At 63.8% G+C, this 14,892-nt stretch carries 16 protein-coding genes; 9 read left to right on the top strand and 7 right to left on the bottom strand.

Translation table 11 applies throughout. From position 1 onward, the window contains the following. Positions 1–45 precede the first annotated feature (45 nt). Positions 46–1,272 carry an aminotransferase class I/II-fold pyridoxal phosphate-dependent enzyme gene (locus tag MRBLMU1_RS04755; protein WP_363497757.1) on the top strand — a complete coding sequence of 409 codons (1,227 nt, stop codon included), beginning with the start codon at positions 46–48 and terminating at the stop codon, positions 1,270–1,272. Positions 1,273–1,327: 55 nt separating this feature from the next. Here the strand turns inward: MRBLMU1_RS04755 and MRBLMU1_RS04750 are convergent, their stop codons facing one another. After that, complete coding sequence (locus tag MRBLMU1_RS04750) at positions 1,328–1,606, bottom strand: flagellar protein FliT (protein ID WP_363497754.1); 279 nt, start codon at positions 1,604–1,606, stop codon at positions 1,328–1,330. 171 nt (positions 1,607–1,777) lie between these two features. Beyond that, the gene (locus tag MRBLMU1_RS04745; RefSeq protein WP_363497751.1) at positions 1,778–2,605 is read right to left on the bottom strand and encodes an HDOD domain-containing protein; all 828 of its coding nucleotides are present in this window, start codon (positions 2,603–2,605) and stop codon (positions 1,778–1,780) included. A gap of 129 nt (positions 2,606–2,734) precedes the next feature. On the opposite strand from MRBLMU1_RS04745, the gene MRBLMU1_RS04740 reads away from it, so the two are divergent. Together MRBLMU1_RS04740 and MRBLMU1_RS04735 are read left to right on the top strand one after the other, a co-directional pair. Further along, positions 2,735–3,355: a class I SAM-dependent methyltransferase gene (locus MRBLMU1_RS04740; protein WP_363497748.1), complete on the top strand. Its 621-nt coding sequence runs from the start codon at positions 2,735–2,737 to the stop codon at positions 3,353–3,355. Positions 3,356–3,472: 117 nt separating this feature from the next. Then, positions 3,473–3,664 carry a CsbD family protein gene (locus MRBLMU1_RS04735; protein ID WP_363497745.1) on the top strand — a complete coding sequence of 64 codons (192 nt, stop codon included), beginning with the start codon at positions 3,473–3,475 and terminating at the stop codon, positions 3,662–3,664. A gap of 98 nt (positions 3,665–3,762) precedes the next feature. Here MRBLMU1_RS04735 and MRBLMU1_RS04730 read toward each other — a convergent pair whose 3' ends face one another. The 3 genes from MRBLMU1_RS04730 to MRBLMU1_RS04720 all read right to left on the bottom strand — a co-directional run bounded on the left by MRBLMU1_RS04730 (position 3,763) and on the right by MRBLMU1_RS04720 (position 8,278). Beyond that, a complete protein-coding gene (locus MRBLMU1_RS04730) occupies positions 3,763–4,257 on the bottom strand; it encodes an Hcp family type VI secretion system effector (protein WP_363497742.1) in 495 nt (164 codons plus the stop codon). A 303-nt stretch (positions 4,258–4,560) separates the two neighbouring features. Next, entirely contained in the window at positions 4,561–6,771 is a 2,211-nt protein-coding gene (locus MRBLMU1_RS04725) for a S9 family peptidase (protein WP_363497739.1), read from the bottom strand. 121 nt (positions 6,772–6,892) lie between these two features. Beyond that, positions 6,893–8,278 carry an MATE family efflux transporter gene (locus tag MRBLMU1_RS04720; protein ID WP_363497736.1) on the bottom strand — a complete coding sequence of 462 codons (1,386 nt, stop codon included), beginning with the start codon at positions 8,276–8,278 and terminating at the stop codon, positions 6,893–6,895. Between the two features lie 177 nt (positions 8,279–8,455). On the opposite strand from MRBLMU1_RS04720, the gene MRBLMU1_RS04715 reads away from it, so the two are divergent. Next, positions 8,456–9,106 carry a beta/gamma crystallin-related protein gene (locus MRBLMU1_RS04715; protein ID WP_363497733.1) on the top strand — a complete coding sequence of 217 codons (651 nt, stop codon included), beginning with the start codon at positions 8,456–8,458 and terminating at the stop codon, positions 9,104–9,106. A 38-nt stretch (positions 9,107–9,144) separates the two neighbouring features. On the opposite strand, the gene MRBLMU1_RS04710 is transcribed toward MRBLMU1_RS04715, so the two are convergent. Next, positions 9,145–9,780 carry a PEP-CTERM sorting domain-containing protein gene (locus MRBLMU1_RS04710; RefSeq protein WP_363497731.1) on the bottom strand — a complete coding sequence of 212 codons (636 nt, stop codon included), beginning with the start codon at positions 9,778–9,780 and terminating at the stop codon, positions 9,145–9,147. A 193-nt stretch (positions 9,781–9,973) separates the two neighbouring features. Between MRBLMU1_RS04710 and MRBLMU1_RS04705 the strand changes: the two genes are divergently transcribed. Further along, on the top strand, positions 9,974–10,930 hold the full coding sequence (locus tag MRBLMU1_RS04705) for a DnaJ C-terminal domain-containing protein (protein WP_363497728.1): 957 nt from the start codon (positions 9,974–9,976) through the stop codon (positions 10,928–10,930). A gap of 3 nt (positions 10,931–10,933) precedes the next feature. Further along, on the top strand, positions 10,934–11,266 hold the full coding sequence (locus MRBLMU1_RS04700; RefSeq protein ID WP_363497725.1) for a MerR family transcriptional regulator: 333 nt from the start codon (positions 10,934–10,936) through the stop codon (positions 11,264–11,266). On the opposite strand, the gene MRBLMU1_RS04695 is transcribed toward MRBLMU1_RS04700, so the two are convergent. Further along, a complete protein-coding gene (locus MRBLMU1_RS04695) occupies positions 11,244–12,317 on the bottom strand; it encodes a LysR family transcriptional regulator (protein WP_363497722.1) in 1,074 nt (357 codons plus the stop codon). The two genes, MRBLMU1_RS04700 and MRBLMU1_RS04695, sit on opposite strands and share 23 nt — an antisense overlap. Before the next feature lie 152 nt (positions 12,318–12,469). Here MRBLMU1_RS04695 and MRBLMU1_RS04690 point away from each other — a divergent pair, with 152 nt between their 5' ends. The 3 genes from MRBLMU1_RS04690 to MRBLMU1_RS04680 all read left to right on the top strand — a co-directional run bounded on the left by MRBLMU1_RS04690 (position 12,470) and on the right by MRBLMU1_RS04680 (position 14,888). Continuing rightward, on the top strand, positions 12,470–13,078 hold the full coding sequence (locus MRBLMU1_RS04690) for an FMN-dependent NADH-azoreductase (RefSeq protein ID WP_363497719.1): 609 nt from the start codon (positions 12,470–12,472) through the stop codon (positions 13,076–13,078). A gap of 106 nt (positions 13,079–13,184) precedes the next feature. Continuing rightward, positions 13,185–14,054 (top strand): cysteine hydrolase, encoded by an 870-nt coding sequence (locus MRBLMU1_RS04685; RefSeq protein WP_363497718.1) that lies wholly within the window; start codon positions 13,185–13,187, stop codon positions 14,052–14,054. Between the two features lie 30 nt (positions 14,055–14,084). Beyond that, on the top strand, positions 14,085–14,888 hold the full coding sequence (locus tag MRBLMU1_RS04680; protein ID WP_363497715.1) for a hypothetical protein: 804 nt from the start codon (positions 14,085–14,087) through the stop codon (positions 14,886–14,888). Positions 14,889–14,892 lie beyond the last annotated feature (4 nt).

Here is a 14,892-nt window from a genome sequence, read left to right as displayed (position 1 = left end):
ATTCGACGCTTTTTTGCACGCCATACCCCATTTTGAAAGAGCCATATGACCGCAGCAGATCTCCCGTCGCAATATCAGGAGCAGTACCAAGCCTTCAAACAACTCGGCCTTAAACTGGATATGTCGCGTGGCAAACCAGCGCCCGAGCAACTCGACTTGTCCAACGCGCTGACCGAATCGCTGGGCGGCTTCAAAGCCGCCGACGGCACCGACGGCCGCAACTACGGCGGCACCATCGGCCTGCCTGAAGCGCGCGAACTGTTCGGCAAGCTGCTGGACGTGCCGGCGGCGCAAGTCGTCGTCGACAGCAGCGCCAGCCTGTCGTTGATGCACGACGTCATCATCTACAGCCTGCTCAACGGCACGCCGGGCAACGCCCCGTGGGTGCGCGAGCCGGTGACCTTCCTGTGCCCGGTGCCGGGCTACGACCGCCACTTCGCCATCTGCGAAGCACGCGGCATCAAGATGATCAACATTCCGATGACCGAAGCCGGTCCGGACATGGACCTGGTCGAAAAGCTGGTGGCCGAGGATGCCAGCATCAAGGGCATGTGGTGCGTGCCGAAGTACAGCAACCCGGGTGGCGTGGTCTACTCGGACGAGGTGGTCGGCCGCCTGGCCGCGATGAAAACGGCCGCGCCGGACTTCCGCCTGATGTGGGACGACGCCTATCGCTTCCACCACCTGAGTGAAAAGAAACTGGAAGTGGCCAACATCCTCGACGCCTGCGCCAAGGCCGGCAATCCGGACCGCGCGATCGTGTTCGCCTCGTCGTCGAAGGTGACGTGGGCCGGGTCGGGCATCGCCGCGCTGGCCGCATCGCCGGCCAACATCGCCTGGTGGACCAAGCACGCCGGCATCCGCAGCATCGGCCCGGACAAGATCAACCAGCTGCGCCACGTGCGCCTGCTGAAGGATGTGGCCACCGTCGAAGCGCTGATGGAACAGCACCGCGCGCTGCTGCAGCCGAAATTCGAAGCCGTGCTGGCGCAGTTCGAAGCCTACCTGGGCGACGTGCCTGGCGTGTCGTGGACGCGTCCGCTGGGTGGTTACTTCATCGACCTAGTGACGCCGGAAGGTTCGGCCAAGCGTACCGTGGCGTTGGCGAAGGACGCCGGCATCACGTTGACGCCGGCCGGCGCCGCCTTCCCGTATGGGAACGACCCGAAGGACAGCCACATCCGCATCGCCCCGAGCTTCCCGTCGCTGGACGAGATCACCAAGGCCGCGCAGGGGATCGCGCTATCGTTGCGTGTAGCGTTGGCGGGTTAAACCTGAATAAAAAAAGCGCCTCGATGAGGCGCTTTTTTTGTTGGGCGGGCCGTTTTTATTGACGCGCCATGCCTGGTACCTGGTTCATCCAGGGATCGGTGACGTCGCGGATTTCGCGGTCGTTGGCCAGGATCTGCTTGAGCAGGTCGATCTTGCGCAGGCGCGGGGCGCCGCTCAGGGCGGGGACGCCGGTGGCGACGGCACGGGCTTCGGTGGCGCACTGGGTTTCCAGTTTGCTCAGACGATCCCAGTCGCCCATGCGTGCGGCGGCGGCCATCTGGTTGCTCAAACCGGCAATGTTTTCGTACATCGAGAGGACTTCGGTAGCAATCATATACCCACCCAGGCTAGTTATCTTCGGTAAACGGATTACCGCATGTCCTGATTAACGTCGCCTTAAACGGGAACTTTAGGGTATTTTGAAAAAATATTTGAAAAAGTCGAAAAAAAGCCGCCGTGCTCAAAAGCAGGCGGCTTTCGTTGCCGTTAAGGCAAGCTTGGCAGCTTACTTCACCAACTCCTCCAGACCAGCGCTGAGCTCGTCCGGTGATGGCATATCGTCAATCAATGCGTTGTCGTCCAGACCCAGTTCCTCGGCCAGTTCGGTCGGGTAGCAGGCGGCGATTTCCTCGTCGTTCAGTTCGGCCTGCTCGACGCGGGCGCGCCAGGCGGCCAGCGAGATGACGGCGGCCAGGCGATTGAGCTCGCCGTTGTGATGCGGCTCCGGGAAGGCCTCGATGGTCTCCGAGAAGGTTTGCGGGAACTTCCAGCGCTTGGCCAGCTCTGCGCCGACATCGGCGAAGGTGTAGCCGAACGAGCCCATCTCGGCGTCCAGGCGGCGCGCGTCCATCGGACCGGCGACCTTGTCGAGCGCGATGGCTTTTTCGGACATGGCCGAATGCATCACCAACTGGCCGATCGCGTGCATCATGCCGATGGTGAAGGCGAGGTCGGTGTTTTCCTTGGTCTTCTTGGCGATCCACTTGGCCGACACGGCGGTGTGCAGGCTGTAGCGCCAGAACTGCTTGAGGTCGAGGCCGGGAACGGTCTTGAAACCGCTGACCAGGCCCGAACTGATGACCAGGGTGCGCACGGTGACGAAGCCGAGCATCAGCACCGCGTCCTCGACCGTGCCGATGCTGCGCGAGACGTGATAGTAGGCCGAGTTGGCCAGGCGCAGCAGCTTGGCGCTCAGCACCGGATCGGTCGCCAGTTTTTTCGCGATCTCTTCGGTCGAGACGCTGGCCTTGTCGAAACTGCTGATCAATTCCTCGACGACCTTGGGCGCGGTGGGCAGCGCGGTCGGATTCTGGAACAAGGCGTCAAGTTTCATTTTTATCTCCTCGGTACTCATAATAGGGGCGTTGCTGTAGGCTAACTATATAGCGATTCCCTGAATGAAAGAAGTGATTTGATACCTGAGCGTATCTTTTCCGCCTTGTCGATACGTTACACTGGCGTCATGGAATCCGATCACATTGAAGAAATCACGCAGAAGACGCTGCAACACTACGAGCTGACGGCGCAGCAATTTTTCGCCGGCACCATCGATCACGATGTCAGCCAAAACATCGCCGCGCTGCTCGACGCGATCGAGGCGCCGGCGCCGTACCGCCTGCTCGACCTCGGGTGCGGTCCGGGCCGCGATTTGAAGACCTTCCGCGAGATGGGGCACGAGGCGATCGGCGTCGACGGCTCGGCCCGCTTCGTGGACATGGCGCGCGCCTACAGCGGCTGCGAGGCCTGGCAACAGGACTTCGTCCAGCTCGATTTGCCGGCCGAATATTTCGACGGCGTGTACGCCAACGCCTCGCTGTTCCACGTGCCAAGCGCGGCGCTGCCGGACGTATTGCGGCGCCTGCATGCCACGCTGAAACCGCGCGGTGTCTTGTTCAGCTCGAACCCGCGCGGCGACAACCGCGAAGGCTGGAACGGCCCGCGCTACGGCAGTTACTACGATTACGATACCTGGGAGCGTTACCTTGTCGCAGCAGGTTTTAGTGCCGTCCAACATTACTATCGGCCCAGCGGATTGCCGCGCGATCAGCAGCCGTGGCTGGCCAGTGTCTGGCGAAAGATTTGATTGTTGGCAGCGTTCGGGAACGCACAGAGCACCCGGCGGCTGGCGCCTATAGTGGACCCATCCACACAGCGCCAAGTTGTGTGTCCTGTAGCTTCAACAACGATAAAGGAGTTCATTATGAACAAGGATCAAGTTAAGGGTACGGCGAAAGACATCGGCGGCAAAATCCAGGAAAAAGCGGGCGAACTGGTGGGCAGCTCCGAACAGCAGGCCAAGGGCCTGAACAAGCAAGCCGAAGGCAAAGTGCAAAAGGGCGTCGGCGATGCCAAGGAAGCGATCGACGACGTCGTCAAAGGCAACCGCAACTAACAGCACCACGCCGCGCCCCAGGGCGCATCGCAGGCGATCATTCGCCGCATAAAAAAACAGCCGCATCAGCGGCTGTTTTCGTTTGCTCGTGTGACGGATCAAGCCGCGATGCGGTTGGTCGACAAATCCCAACCGCCGGCGGTATTGCCGCCCGCGCCACCGGAAATTTTTTGCTGCGTGTAGCGCCACTTCACTTTCGAAAACTTCAGCGACACCTGCTCCGACAGCACATCGCCTTCCTGGACGCTGGGCGACACGGTACCGACCAACACATTTTCCAGTTCGATTTCGAAGTACTTGACGCGCTCGCCCTGGCCATCGGCGCGCATGAATTCGAACTTCGCCTTCGGAATGGTCTTACCGGATGAGCACGTTTGCAGCAACACCGGCGACGCCAGGTCGGCCATTTTGAGCAGAGTGATCTCCTGGTGTTCGCAACGCTCGGCGGTATGGCCGCCGCTGGTCGAGGCGGTAGCCGATTTCGGCTGGCTCACCGCCCAGCTCACCGACTTGCATTCAATCCAATCCTTGTGCTTCTCGTCGGCCGACTCGCCCCGAATTCCGTCGATTTGCAGATAGACATCGATAGCCATAATTCCTCCTGGAATAGTAGTGAAACGATGCGAAACGCACCGCAGCGGGCATTATCGAATAATCAACAAATCTCCTCTTGTGGCCGCTCAAGCCCGCCCAAAAAACCCGGGGGTCAAGTCTGACATTCGGACACGGGCTGTTGTGTTAAGCGCCAACTTTCCTCTTAACGCCCCATTCGTGTCCGATTGCCAAAAAAAACCGGGGGTCAAGTCTGTCATTCGGACACGGGCTCTTGTTTTAGGCGCCAACTTTCTCTTAACGACCAGTTCGTGTCCGAATGCCAGACTTGACCCCCGCAGGGGTTATTTTGCGTCGGGCATGAGGTTCTTTTTGAAGAAGGCTTCGATGTTGCCGTAGACGTGGCGCTGCGGCGCGCGGCCGGCGATGCCGTGCTTGCCGCCAGGGTAGGTCATCAGTTCGAAGCGGACGTTGCGGCTGACCAGCGCGTCGATCATGCGTGTGGTGTTGGTGAACAGGACGTTGTCGTCGGCCATGCCGTGCATGAGCAGCAGCGGCGATTTCAGCCCGTCCAGGTGCGCGTAGACGCCGGCCGACACGTAACCTGCGGCGTTGGCTTTCGGCGTGCTCATGAACTGCTCGGTGTAGTGGGTGTCGTACAACGCCCAGTCCGTCACCGGCGCGACCGAGACGCCCATGGCGATCTTGTCCGACGCTTGCGCCAACAGACGCAACGTCATGAAGCCGCCGTAGCTCCAGCCGAATACGCCGATGCGCTTGGCGTCGACGAAGCTTTGCTTGCCCAGCCATTCGATGCCGGTCAGCTGGTCTTCGACCTCGACCTTGCCCAGGTTCAGGTAGTTGGCGTCGGTGAAGGCGCGCTCGCGGCGGAACGAGCCGCGGTTGTCCAGGCGCCAGACCACGAAGCCTTGCTGCGCCATGTATTGGTCGAACAGGTTGCCCCATTTGCGCGCCACGTGCTGCGCGTGCGGGCCGCCGTAGGTCGACAGGTAGACCGGATATTTCTTCACCGGGCTGAAGCCGCTCGGCTTGATCATCGAGTAGTACAAGGTCTGGCCGTCGTTGGCCTTCAGGGTGCCGTATTCGGTGCGCAGGTGCGCGTCCTTGTACTTGCCGTACGGGTGGCTGGCGTTCAGTTCATTGTGCTCGAGCCAGCTGATCATCTTGCCGTCCGGACGGCGGATGCTCACTTGCGGCGGGGTGTCCGGGTCGGAGAAGGTGTCGACGAACACTTCGCCGTTGCGCGAGAACGAGGAGTCGTGCCAGCCGTCGCCTTCGGTGATGCGCGTCGGCTTGTCGGCGCCGCTGCCGTCGAGCTTGAGCGCGTAGGTCTGGCTGTCGATGACGGCGTCGCGGTTCGATTGCACGAACACGCGGCCGTTTTTTTCGTCGACGGCGAGCAGCTTGTCGATGCCCCATTCTCCACTTGAAATCGGGTGCAGCAGCTTGCCGTTCAAGTCGTACAGGTAGAGGTGCTTGCGGCCGCTGCGCTCGGATGGCCAAATGAATTTGTCGTTGCCCAGGAAACGCAGGTCGTCGAAGATGCTGACCCAGGTCGGCGACGTCTCGGTGATCAGCACGCGCTGCGCCAACGTGGCGGCGTCGACCGACACCAGCTCCAGTTTCTTCTGGTCGCGGCTCTGGCGCTGGAACAGCAGGGCCTTGCTGTTGGCGCTCCAGTCGGCCCGCACCAGGTAGATGTCCTGCTCGGCGCCGAGGTCGACGTTGCGGCTCTCGCCGCTGGTCGGCGAGACGATCTTCAGCTGCACCAGCACGTTCGGATCGCCGGCGGCCGGGTAGCGCTGCTCGATGACGTCGGTGCGGTCGGCGTAGATTTCAAAGCGCTTGACCACCGGCACCGGGGCCTCGTCGTAGCGCTTGTAGGCGATGGCGGAGTCGTCCGGCGCCCAGTAGTAGCCGCTGGTCTGGCCCATCTCTTCCTGCGCCACGAACTCGGCTTCGCCGTTGTGGATGGTGCCCTTGCCGTCGGTGGTCAGCTGGCGTTCCTTGTTGGTGCTCAGGTCGATGACGAACAGGTTCTGGTCGCGCACGAAGGAGACGTAGCGGCCCTTGGGCGAGATCTTCGGATCGAGCACGTTGCCGCTGGCGACCATGCGCGCGGCGTCGGGCTTGCTGACGTCGATCAGGTACAGATTGCCGGCGATCGGCACCAGCAATTGCTTGCCGTCCGGCGACCAGCTGTAGCTGAGGATGCCCTTGAGGCTGGCGGTGCGGGCGCGCTCGCGGCGGGCCTTTTCGGCGTCCGACAGGTTCTCTTCCGGCACCAGGGTCTTGGAGTCGACCAGGCGGTGCGTGGACTTGTCCTTGAGGTTGTATTCCCACAGGTCGAGCTGGAACTGGTTGTCGTCGCGGCCGCGCAGGAAGGTCACGCGGGCGCCGTCGGGCGACACTTTCAGGCTGCGAACGCCGGGACCGCTCAGCGACGGGTCGGCATGGATACGGTCCAGGGTCAGTTTTTCGGCGGCGGCGTTGCCGCCGGCCAGCAGTGCGAGAAAGCAGAGGATAAAGCGCATGGAAGGTCTCTTGGTGGGCAATCCAAGACGATACCAGAGTCGTGTTTATGTGGCGAGATGGCAATGTTCTGAATCCATCCCGCAAAACCGTCTTTCCTTCGGCCTTATGTATCGCTTTGTTTCAGGCGCCGCGCACGCGCGCCAGCGACAGGTTGCGCAGCGACCAGCTCAGCAGCACGGCGGCCACCGTCAGCCCCACCACCAGCCCGATCCAGAAACCCGACGCCGCCATCGGCTCGGCCGGCGACCATGGCATCCATTGCGGCGCCAGGCCCAGCCAGCAGCCCAGCGGCAGCGCGAAGCCCCAGAACGCCAGCAGCTGGATCTGCATCGGCTGGCGCGACACCTTGTAGCCGCGCAGCGCGCAGGCGGCCGCCACTTGCGTCGAGTCGGACAGCTGGAACAGCGCGGCGAACAGCAGCAGGTGTGCGCACAGTTCCTGTACCGCCGGGTCGGACGTATAGGCGCGCGCGATCTGGTGGCGGAACACGACGATGAAGGCCGCCGACAACACGGCGAACGCCAGCGACATCCACACGCCGACCCAGGCCACGAACCGCGCCTTGAGTGGATTGCCTTCGCCCAGCGACTGGCCGACGCGGGTGATCAGCGCGATGCCAAAGCTGAGCGGCACCATGAACACCAGCGACGTGAAGTTGAGCGCGATCTGGTGCGCCGAGATCTGCACCACGCCGTAGCGCGCCACCAGCAGGCTGACCGCGCCGAACGCGCTGACCTCGGCGAAGTAGCTGATGCCGATCGGCACGCCCAGCCGCAGCATCGCGCCGATCTCCGGCCAGTGCGGCCATTCCCAGTGCGTGAACGGATAGGTGGCGCGGTAGGCGGGCGCGTAGCGTATCCAGGCCAGCATGGCGAACAGCATCATCCACATGCACAGCGCGGTCGAGACGGCGCAGCCGACGCCGCCCAGGGCCGGAAAGCCCCAGTTGCCGAAGACCAGCAGCCAGTTGACGAAGATGTTGATGCACAGGCCCATGATGGCGATCAGCATCACCGGCAAGGTCTGGTTGATGCTGGTGCTGTAGCCGTACAGCGCGCGGTAGGCGGCGAACGGCGGCAGGCCGATGCTGATGACGTGGACGAACAGCTCGGCCTGGCGCTGGACGTGCGGCGTCAGATACAGATGGGCGAACAGCAAGGTGGCGACGTTGGCCAGCGCGGCCGCCACCAGGCCGACGCCGAGCGCCTTCCATAACGATTGCCGCACCGTGTGCGGGATCTTGCGCAGGTCGGCCGCGCCGACGTCGTGCGCGACGATGCTGTTGATCGCCATCATGACGCCGCTGACGGTCACCAGGATGATCGACCAGATCGACGCGCCCAGCGACACCGCCGCCAGTTCGTCGGCGCTGGTGTGGCCGGTCATGGCGACGTCGGCCACGCCCATGCCGACGGTGGCCAGCTGGCCGATCAGCATGGGCCAGGACAGGCGCCACAACGCGGCGGCTTCGAGGCGGATCGACGACAGGGTGAAAGAGTGGGGCATAAGGTGAGCGGGGCGGCAGGCTGATGTGACGGAACCCGCCATTTTAACGGCTGCGGCGCACGATTGCATTTGGTTGCAATTTAGTTGGACTGCTGCGTATGCGAAACTTATAACATGCGCGTTATGTGTAGAAGAGGTCCACCCGGACGTCGCCCAACAACTATTCAGGTCAAAACTATGAAAAAATTCCTGCCCCGCTTGCTGAACGCCGCCCTGGCGCTGGCCGCTCCGGTCGTCTTCGCCTCCGCCCAGGCCGGCGAAATCACGCTTTACACCCACGACAATTTCGGCGGACCGGCGATCACCGTGCGCGACCAGGTGCCCGATCTGTCGTCCGACGGCTTCAATGACCGCGCCTCGAGCGTGCGGGTGCGCTCCGGCCGCTGGCAGCTGTGCGAGAACGCCAATTTTGACGGCCGTTGCATCGTGCTGGGACCGGGCGAATACCGCAAGCTGGAAGGCTTTAACGATGTGCTGTCGTCGCTGCGCGAGGTAGGCGCCGACGGTGATCGCGGCGATCGCGGCGACCGGGGCGATCGCGGTCATGGCCGGCACGGCGACAATGGCCGTGGCCGTGGCGGCGCGCCTATCGTGCTGTATTCGCAGTCCCGTTTCAACGGCGCCGAGGTCGAACTGCGCGACGATATCCGCAAGCTGGACCGTCTCGACTTCAACGACCAAGCCGGCTCTGTGATCATCCGCGAGGGTGAATGGCAGCTGTGCGACGACGCCGATTTCCGTGGTAAATGCATCGTTCTGTCGCCGGGCCGCTACGACAACCTGCGCGACATGGGCGACCGCATCTCGTCGGTGCGCCGGGTACGATAAGTGATGTACCGTGAGGCGCGCCTCACGGTGCTTTAGGCCTAGGCCTGCTTGCGGCGGGCCAGTCCGGCGACCACCGCCAGGCCCAGACCGAGCATCGCCCAGGTTTCCGGCTCGGGAACGGCGGTAACGGCCTGCTCGTTGAGCACAAGGTTGTCGACCAGGCTGAAGTAGGTCGCAGTGGATTGGTTGTAGACGAGTTCCAAGACGAGCGAGGTGAGGTTGTCGAAGCCGCTCAGGTTATACGTCGTCAGGCCGTACGGACTTGTACCGCCCGCGCCACTGAGCGTGTAGGTCTGCACGATGTTATTTCCGCTCACGTCGGTGCCGGTGAGCTTGACGGTACTGGTTTCCACGGCCCAAAACGTGGCGAGGTCGAGGCTGGCGAGCGAAAATGCTTTGTGAGCGATGTTGGTGACGGTGACCATGCCGCCCAAGTCCAGGCTGGTCGTCCCGTTGCTGGCGTGAGCGCCGTCGGCGCGCGCCGCCATGATCCAGGCGACTCCGTCCGTGAGGTTAAAATTGTAGCCCCCTGTGGCAAAGTCCGTGCCGACCGGCATGCCAATCTGGTCGCTGAGGGGCAACTCGTCAAAGGTGATGGTGGTGGCGTGTGCCGCGCCGGCTCCGATGGTGAAGGCGATGGCCAAAATAGCCGCGTGCAGTTTTGATGAAAACATTTAATCTCCCTAGTTTTATTTGAGTGGGAATAGTATCTGTTTCCAAATGAATAAGATATAAAATTGCAACTTTTTGCGGCGGCCGTGTCGCGCCCTCCCGTCTGAAGGGCGGCGGCGATGGCGGATTGCAGGTAAACTTCCGATCATTGTCGAGTCAAGTCGCCGGCCAACGCAGGCAAGAGTGGAGCGCAACGTGGAATACAAGGACTACTACCAGACCCTGGGCGTGGCTAAAACCGCCTCGGAAGACGAGATCAAAAAGGCTTACCGCAAGCTGGTCCGCAAATACCATCCGGACGTCAGCAAGGAAGCCGACGCGCAAAAGAAAACCCAGGAACTCAACGAGGCCTACGGCGTGCTGGGCGACGCCGAAAAACGCGCCGCCTACGACGACCTCGGGCGCGGTCGCCAGTTCCGCGCCGGCCAGGAATTCCGCCCGCCGCCGGACTGGGGACGCGGCTTCGGCGGCGGCACCGGCAATCCGGGCGGCGCCGCCCCGGGCGGCGGCTTCGGCGACACCGATTCGAGCGATTTCTTCGCCGACCTGTTCGCCAACCTGGGCGGACGCCGGCGCCAGCAGTATGCGTACGAGCCGCAGCGCGGCGACGACAGCCACGCCACGATCACCATCGACCTGGTCGACACCTACCAGGGCGCCACGCGCAACGTCAGCATGATGGTGGCCGAGCGCGACGCCGCCGACCGCATCGTCACGCGCGAGCGCACGCTCAGCGTCAACATCCCGAAGGGCGTGACGGCCGGACAGCAGTTGCGCCTGGCCGGCCAGGGCCAGCGCGGCGACGGCGGGCCGGGCGACTTGTATCTGGAAATCCAGTTCCGGCCCGATGCGCGCTACCGCGTCGACGGCCGCGACGTCTTCGAGACGGTGCCGGTGGCGCCGTGGGAGCTGGCGCTGGGCGCCGACATCGAGGTGGCCACGCCGTCGGGCAAGGTCACCGTGTCGGTGCCGGCCGGCTCGCAAAGCGGCCGCAAGCTGCGCCTGCGCGGACGCGGCATTCCCGGCAAGGAGGCCGGCGACTTATACCTGCTGTTGGAAGTGGTGCTGCCGCCGGCGAACACCGACAAGGCACGCGAACTGTATCGAACGATGGCGCGCGAGATGGCGTTCAATCCGCGCGCGGGAGGATGAGCTATGGGACAGGCTATGGAAGCAGCGGTGGGGCAGTCGCCCCTCACCGCCGTGTTGATCGATGAGACCGCGCTGACGCTCGAGGAGCTGGCGCGCGCCTGCGCGGTCGAGCGCGACTGGGTGGTGCAGCGGGTGCGCACCGGCATCCTGATGGAGTGCGACTCGGAGGATTGCGTCAGCTGGCGCTTCACCAGCGCCGACCTGGTGCGGGCGCGCCGCCTGTGCCAGATCGAGCGCGACTTCGAGGCCAACGACGATGTCGCCGCGCTGGTGGTCGACCTTTCCGAGGAAATCAGCCGCCTGCGGCGCAAGCTCAGCGCCGCTGGCGTGAAGTAGCCGCCGGCGCCTGTTTGACCGGCGCGGCGGTGATCGCCGGCGTCGTCGCGGCGGACGGCTTTTCGGTCGAGCGCTGATGGAAGGGCATGTGGATCGGCACGTGCTCCCCTCCCACCGTCGTGGGTTGTAGCTTGCCGCCGTATTCCTCGGCGATGCGCCGGTCCATGTCCAGAAACTGCTGCATGACCCAGCGGGTGGCCGGCCCCGGCTCCTCGTCGCCGCGCCGTATCACGTACAGCGGCGCGCTGAACGACGGCCCCTCGGCGACCTCGAGTCGCACCAGGCGTCCCGCGTCCAGGTCCCATTGGATGAATTCGACCGGCATATTGCCCCAGCCGATGCCGCTGCGCAGCAGCGCATGCTTGGAGCTGAGGTCGCCCAGGCGCCAGTCGCGCAGCGCCACCACGCCGAAATCCTGCCCCTTGGTCAAGGTGCTGCGGTCGGTCAGCACCAGTTGCGTGTGTTCGCGCAGCACCTCGTTGGAGATCTTGCCCTTGATTTGGGCCAGCGGGTGGTCGGGGGACACCACCGGCACCATCGTCACCACACCGCAGCTTTGGCGCTCGATGGTGTCGGCCGAGCCGGGCATCCAGGCGCTCAGGCCGATGTGGCAGGTGCGGTCCATGACCAGTTGCGTGACCGCGCCCAGCGCCTCGGTGCGCAGCCGCATCGACACGGTAGGGAACTCCTTTTGGAACGCGTGCAGAATGCGCACCAGCTTGCACGTTGAATACATCACGTCGACCACCAGCGACACTTCCGCCTCCAACCCGGCCGACAGCGCCTTGGCGCGCGCCCGCATGCCGTCGACCTTGAGCGAGACGGCGCGGGCGTCGGCCAGCAGCGCCTTGCCGGCCTCGGTCAGCACCGGTTTGCGCTTGCTGCGGTCGAGCAGTTCGATGTTAAGCTGCTCCTCCAGGTTGGCGATGGTGTAGCTGATGACGGACTGCGTGCGGTGCAGCGCCCGCGCCGCGTGCGCGAAGCCGCCATGGTCGATGACGGCGATGAACACGCGCAGCTGGTCGAGGGAGGGAAGGCCGGGGTCGCGCATGGTGGTTGCCTGTGGTTGATACGATGGTTGATACGATGGTTGATCATTGGATATCGATAAAATCGATCAGTAAGATTTAAATTTACTGTATTTCATCGATATTAATCCCGTTCTATGATGCGTGCAACCCTACCTCATAAAGGAAGCACAGCATGGCAACCGTCCTCCATATCAATAGCAGTGTTCGTCCAGGCTCCCTGACCCGCCAGCTCGGCGGTGAATTCGTCGCGAAATGGAAAGAAACCCATCCGTCCGACACCATCGTCTCGCGCGATCTGGGCGCCACGCCCGTGTCGCACCTGACCGAACAAGTGGTCGGCGCCTTCTTCACCCCGGCCGACCAGCGCAATGCCGACCAGGCCCACGCGGTCAAAACCTCCGACACGTTGATCGACGAGCTGTTTGCCGCCGACACCATCGTCATCGGCGCGCCGATGTACAACTTCTCGGTGCCGTCGGGCCTGAAGGCATGGATCGACCACGTCGCCCGCGTCGGCCGCACGTTCCAGTACGGCGCCAACGGTCCGCAAGGGCTCGTCACCGGCAAGAAGGTGTATGTGATCGTCGCCAGCGGCGGCGTCTACAGCGAGGGTCCTGCGGCCGGCTACGACCACGTCACCACCTATCTGCGCGCCGTCCTCGGCTTCCTGGGCATGACCGACATCACCTTCATCGTCGCAGAAGGCGTGTCCAAGGGTGAGGACGCGGCGGCCGCCGCGATCGCCAAGAGCCGCGCCGATATCAACGCCATCCTGGTCTGAGTTCTGCTCTAAATAAGCAACATAATCGCCGCTGAACGAAGCCCCGCTTGCGGGGCTTGTTCTTTGCTGCGTATCATGGAAGGCATATTCCGTCACGGAGCTTCACATGAAACGCAACCTGCATTTGCTGATCATCGATCCGCAAAACGACTTTTGCGATTTGCCGGCCGGCTATTTGCCGCTGGACCCGGCCACGCGCCAGCCGCGCGCGCCGGCGCTGCCGGTGCCCGGCGCGCACCAGGACATGCAGCGCCTGGCCGGCCTGATCAACCGTGGCCGCTCCGGCCTGACGGCGATCAGCATCACGCTCGACTCGCACCACCGCTTCGACATCGCCCACCCGACGTTCTGGATCGCCCGCGACGGCACGCCGGTGGCGCCGTTCACGCAGATCACGGCGGACGACGTGCGCGCCGAAAAATACCTGCCGCGCCATCCCGCCGCCTTGCCGCTGGCGCTGAACTATCTCGACAAACTGGAGGCCGCCGGACGCTATCAACTGATGGTGTGGCCGGTGCACTGCGAAATCGGCAGTTGGGGCAACAACGTCCATGACGACGTGCGCGCCGCCTATGGCGCCTGGGAGGAAGCCTCGCTCGGCATCGTCGCCAAGCTGGCCAAGGGCTCCAATCCGTGGACCGAGCACTATTCGGCCGTCATGGCCGAGGTGCCCTACGCCGACGACCCGGACACCCAGTTCAACACCAAGTTCGTCAACACGCTGGCCGAGGCCGACTGGATCTACGTGGCGGGGGAGGCCGGCAGCCACTGCGTCAAGGCGACCGTCGAGCATATCGCCGACCATTTCGGCGACCGGGCCGCGTCCAAGCTGGCGCTGATCACCGACTGCATGAGCCCCGTCGCCGGCTTCGAGGCGCAGTACCAGGGCTTCCTCGCGGCCATGCGGGCGCGCGGCGTGCAGCTGATGCAGGCGGGCGACGTGCTGCCCGAACTGCTGGCCAACGCCGCCCGCTGAAACCGGTCCGGCGGACAGGCGGGGACGGCCGTGACGATCGCCCGGCGCCAATTGCTGGCGGCGGCCGCCGCGTTGCCGTTGACGTACGCCCCGGCCGCCGCGCCCCCTGGCTCCGGCCCGGCCGACGGGACGCACACGTTGCGTTTCGTCTTTTCGCGTCCGTTCGACAATCCGCGCACGCAATGGCTGATCCGGGTTTACAGCCACCTGCTTGAAGACCTGGGAAAACGCTTCGTCTACATCGACGTGCCCCCGCTGCGCGCCACGGCGATGGTGCTGGCGGGCGAGGCCGACGGCGAACTGGGACGCACCTTCGACTATCAAAACCTGTTTCCGGCGTTGGTGCGGGTGTCCGAGCCGAACAACATCGTGCGGTTCGCCGCCTATGCGACGCGCACTGGACTGCTGTTCGACAGCTGGCCGGCGGTGCGGGCGCGCGGCCTGCGCTGCGAATACCGGCACGGCATCAGCGAATTGCGCGACATGCTGTCGCGCGAGCTGGCCGCAGGCGAATACTCGTATGTGCAGACCATCGCCCAGGGCCTGCAGAAGTTGCGCCTGGGGCGCACGGATCTATACTTCGATGTCGAAGAGGCGGTCAGCGATTTCATGTTTTTCCTCAGCGACGCCGAACGCCGCACCAGCGGTCTGGGTTCGTTGCACCAGGCCGGCGTGGTGCGCAGCACCACCGGCCACGCCTACGTGCGCGGTGCGCACGCGGCGCTGGCGCCGCAACTGGCGGCCGGACTGGCGCAGCTGAAGCGTCAGGGCACGGTCAAGCGCTATCTGACGGAGAGCCTGGAGGCGTATAAGCGCGGGCTGGAACGGCGCTGATCCA

The sequence above is a fragment of the Burkholderia sp. LMU1-1-1.1 genome (assembly GCF_040675865.1).
Classification (GTDB): domain Bacteria; phylum Pseudomonadota; class Gammaproteobacteria; order Burkholderiales; family Burkholderiaceae_D; genus Rugamonas.
This window is presented reverse-complemented; position numbering and strand designations above follow the sequence as displayed.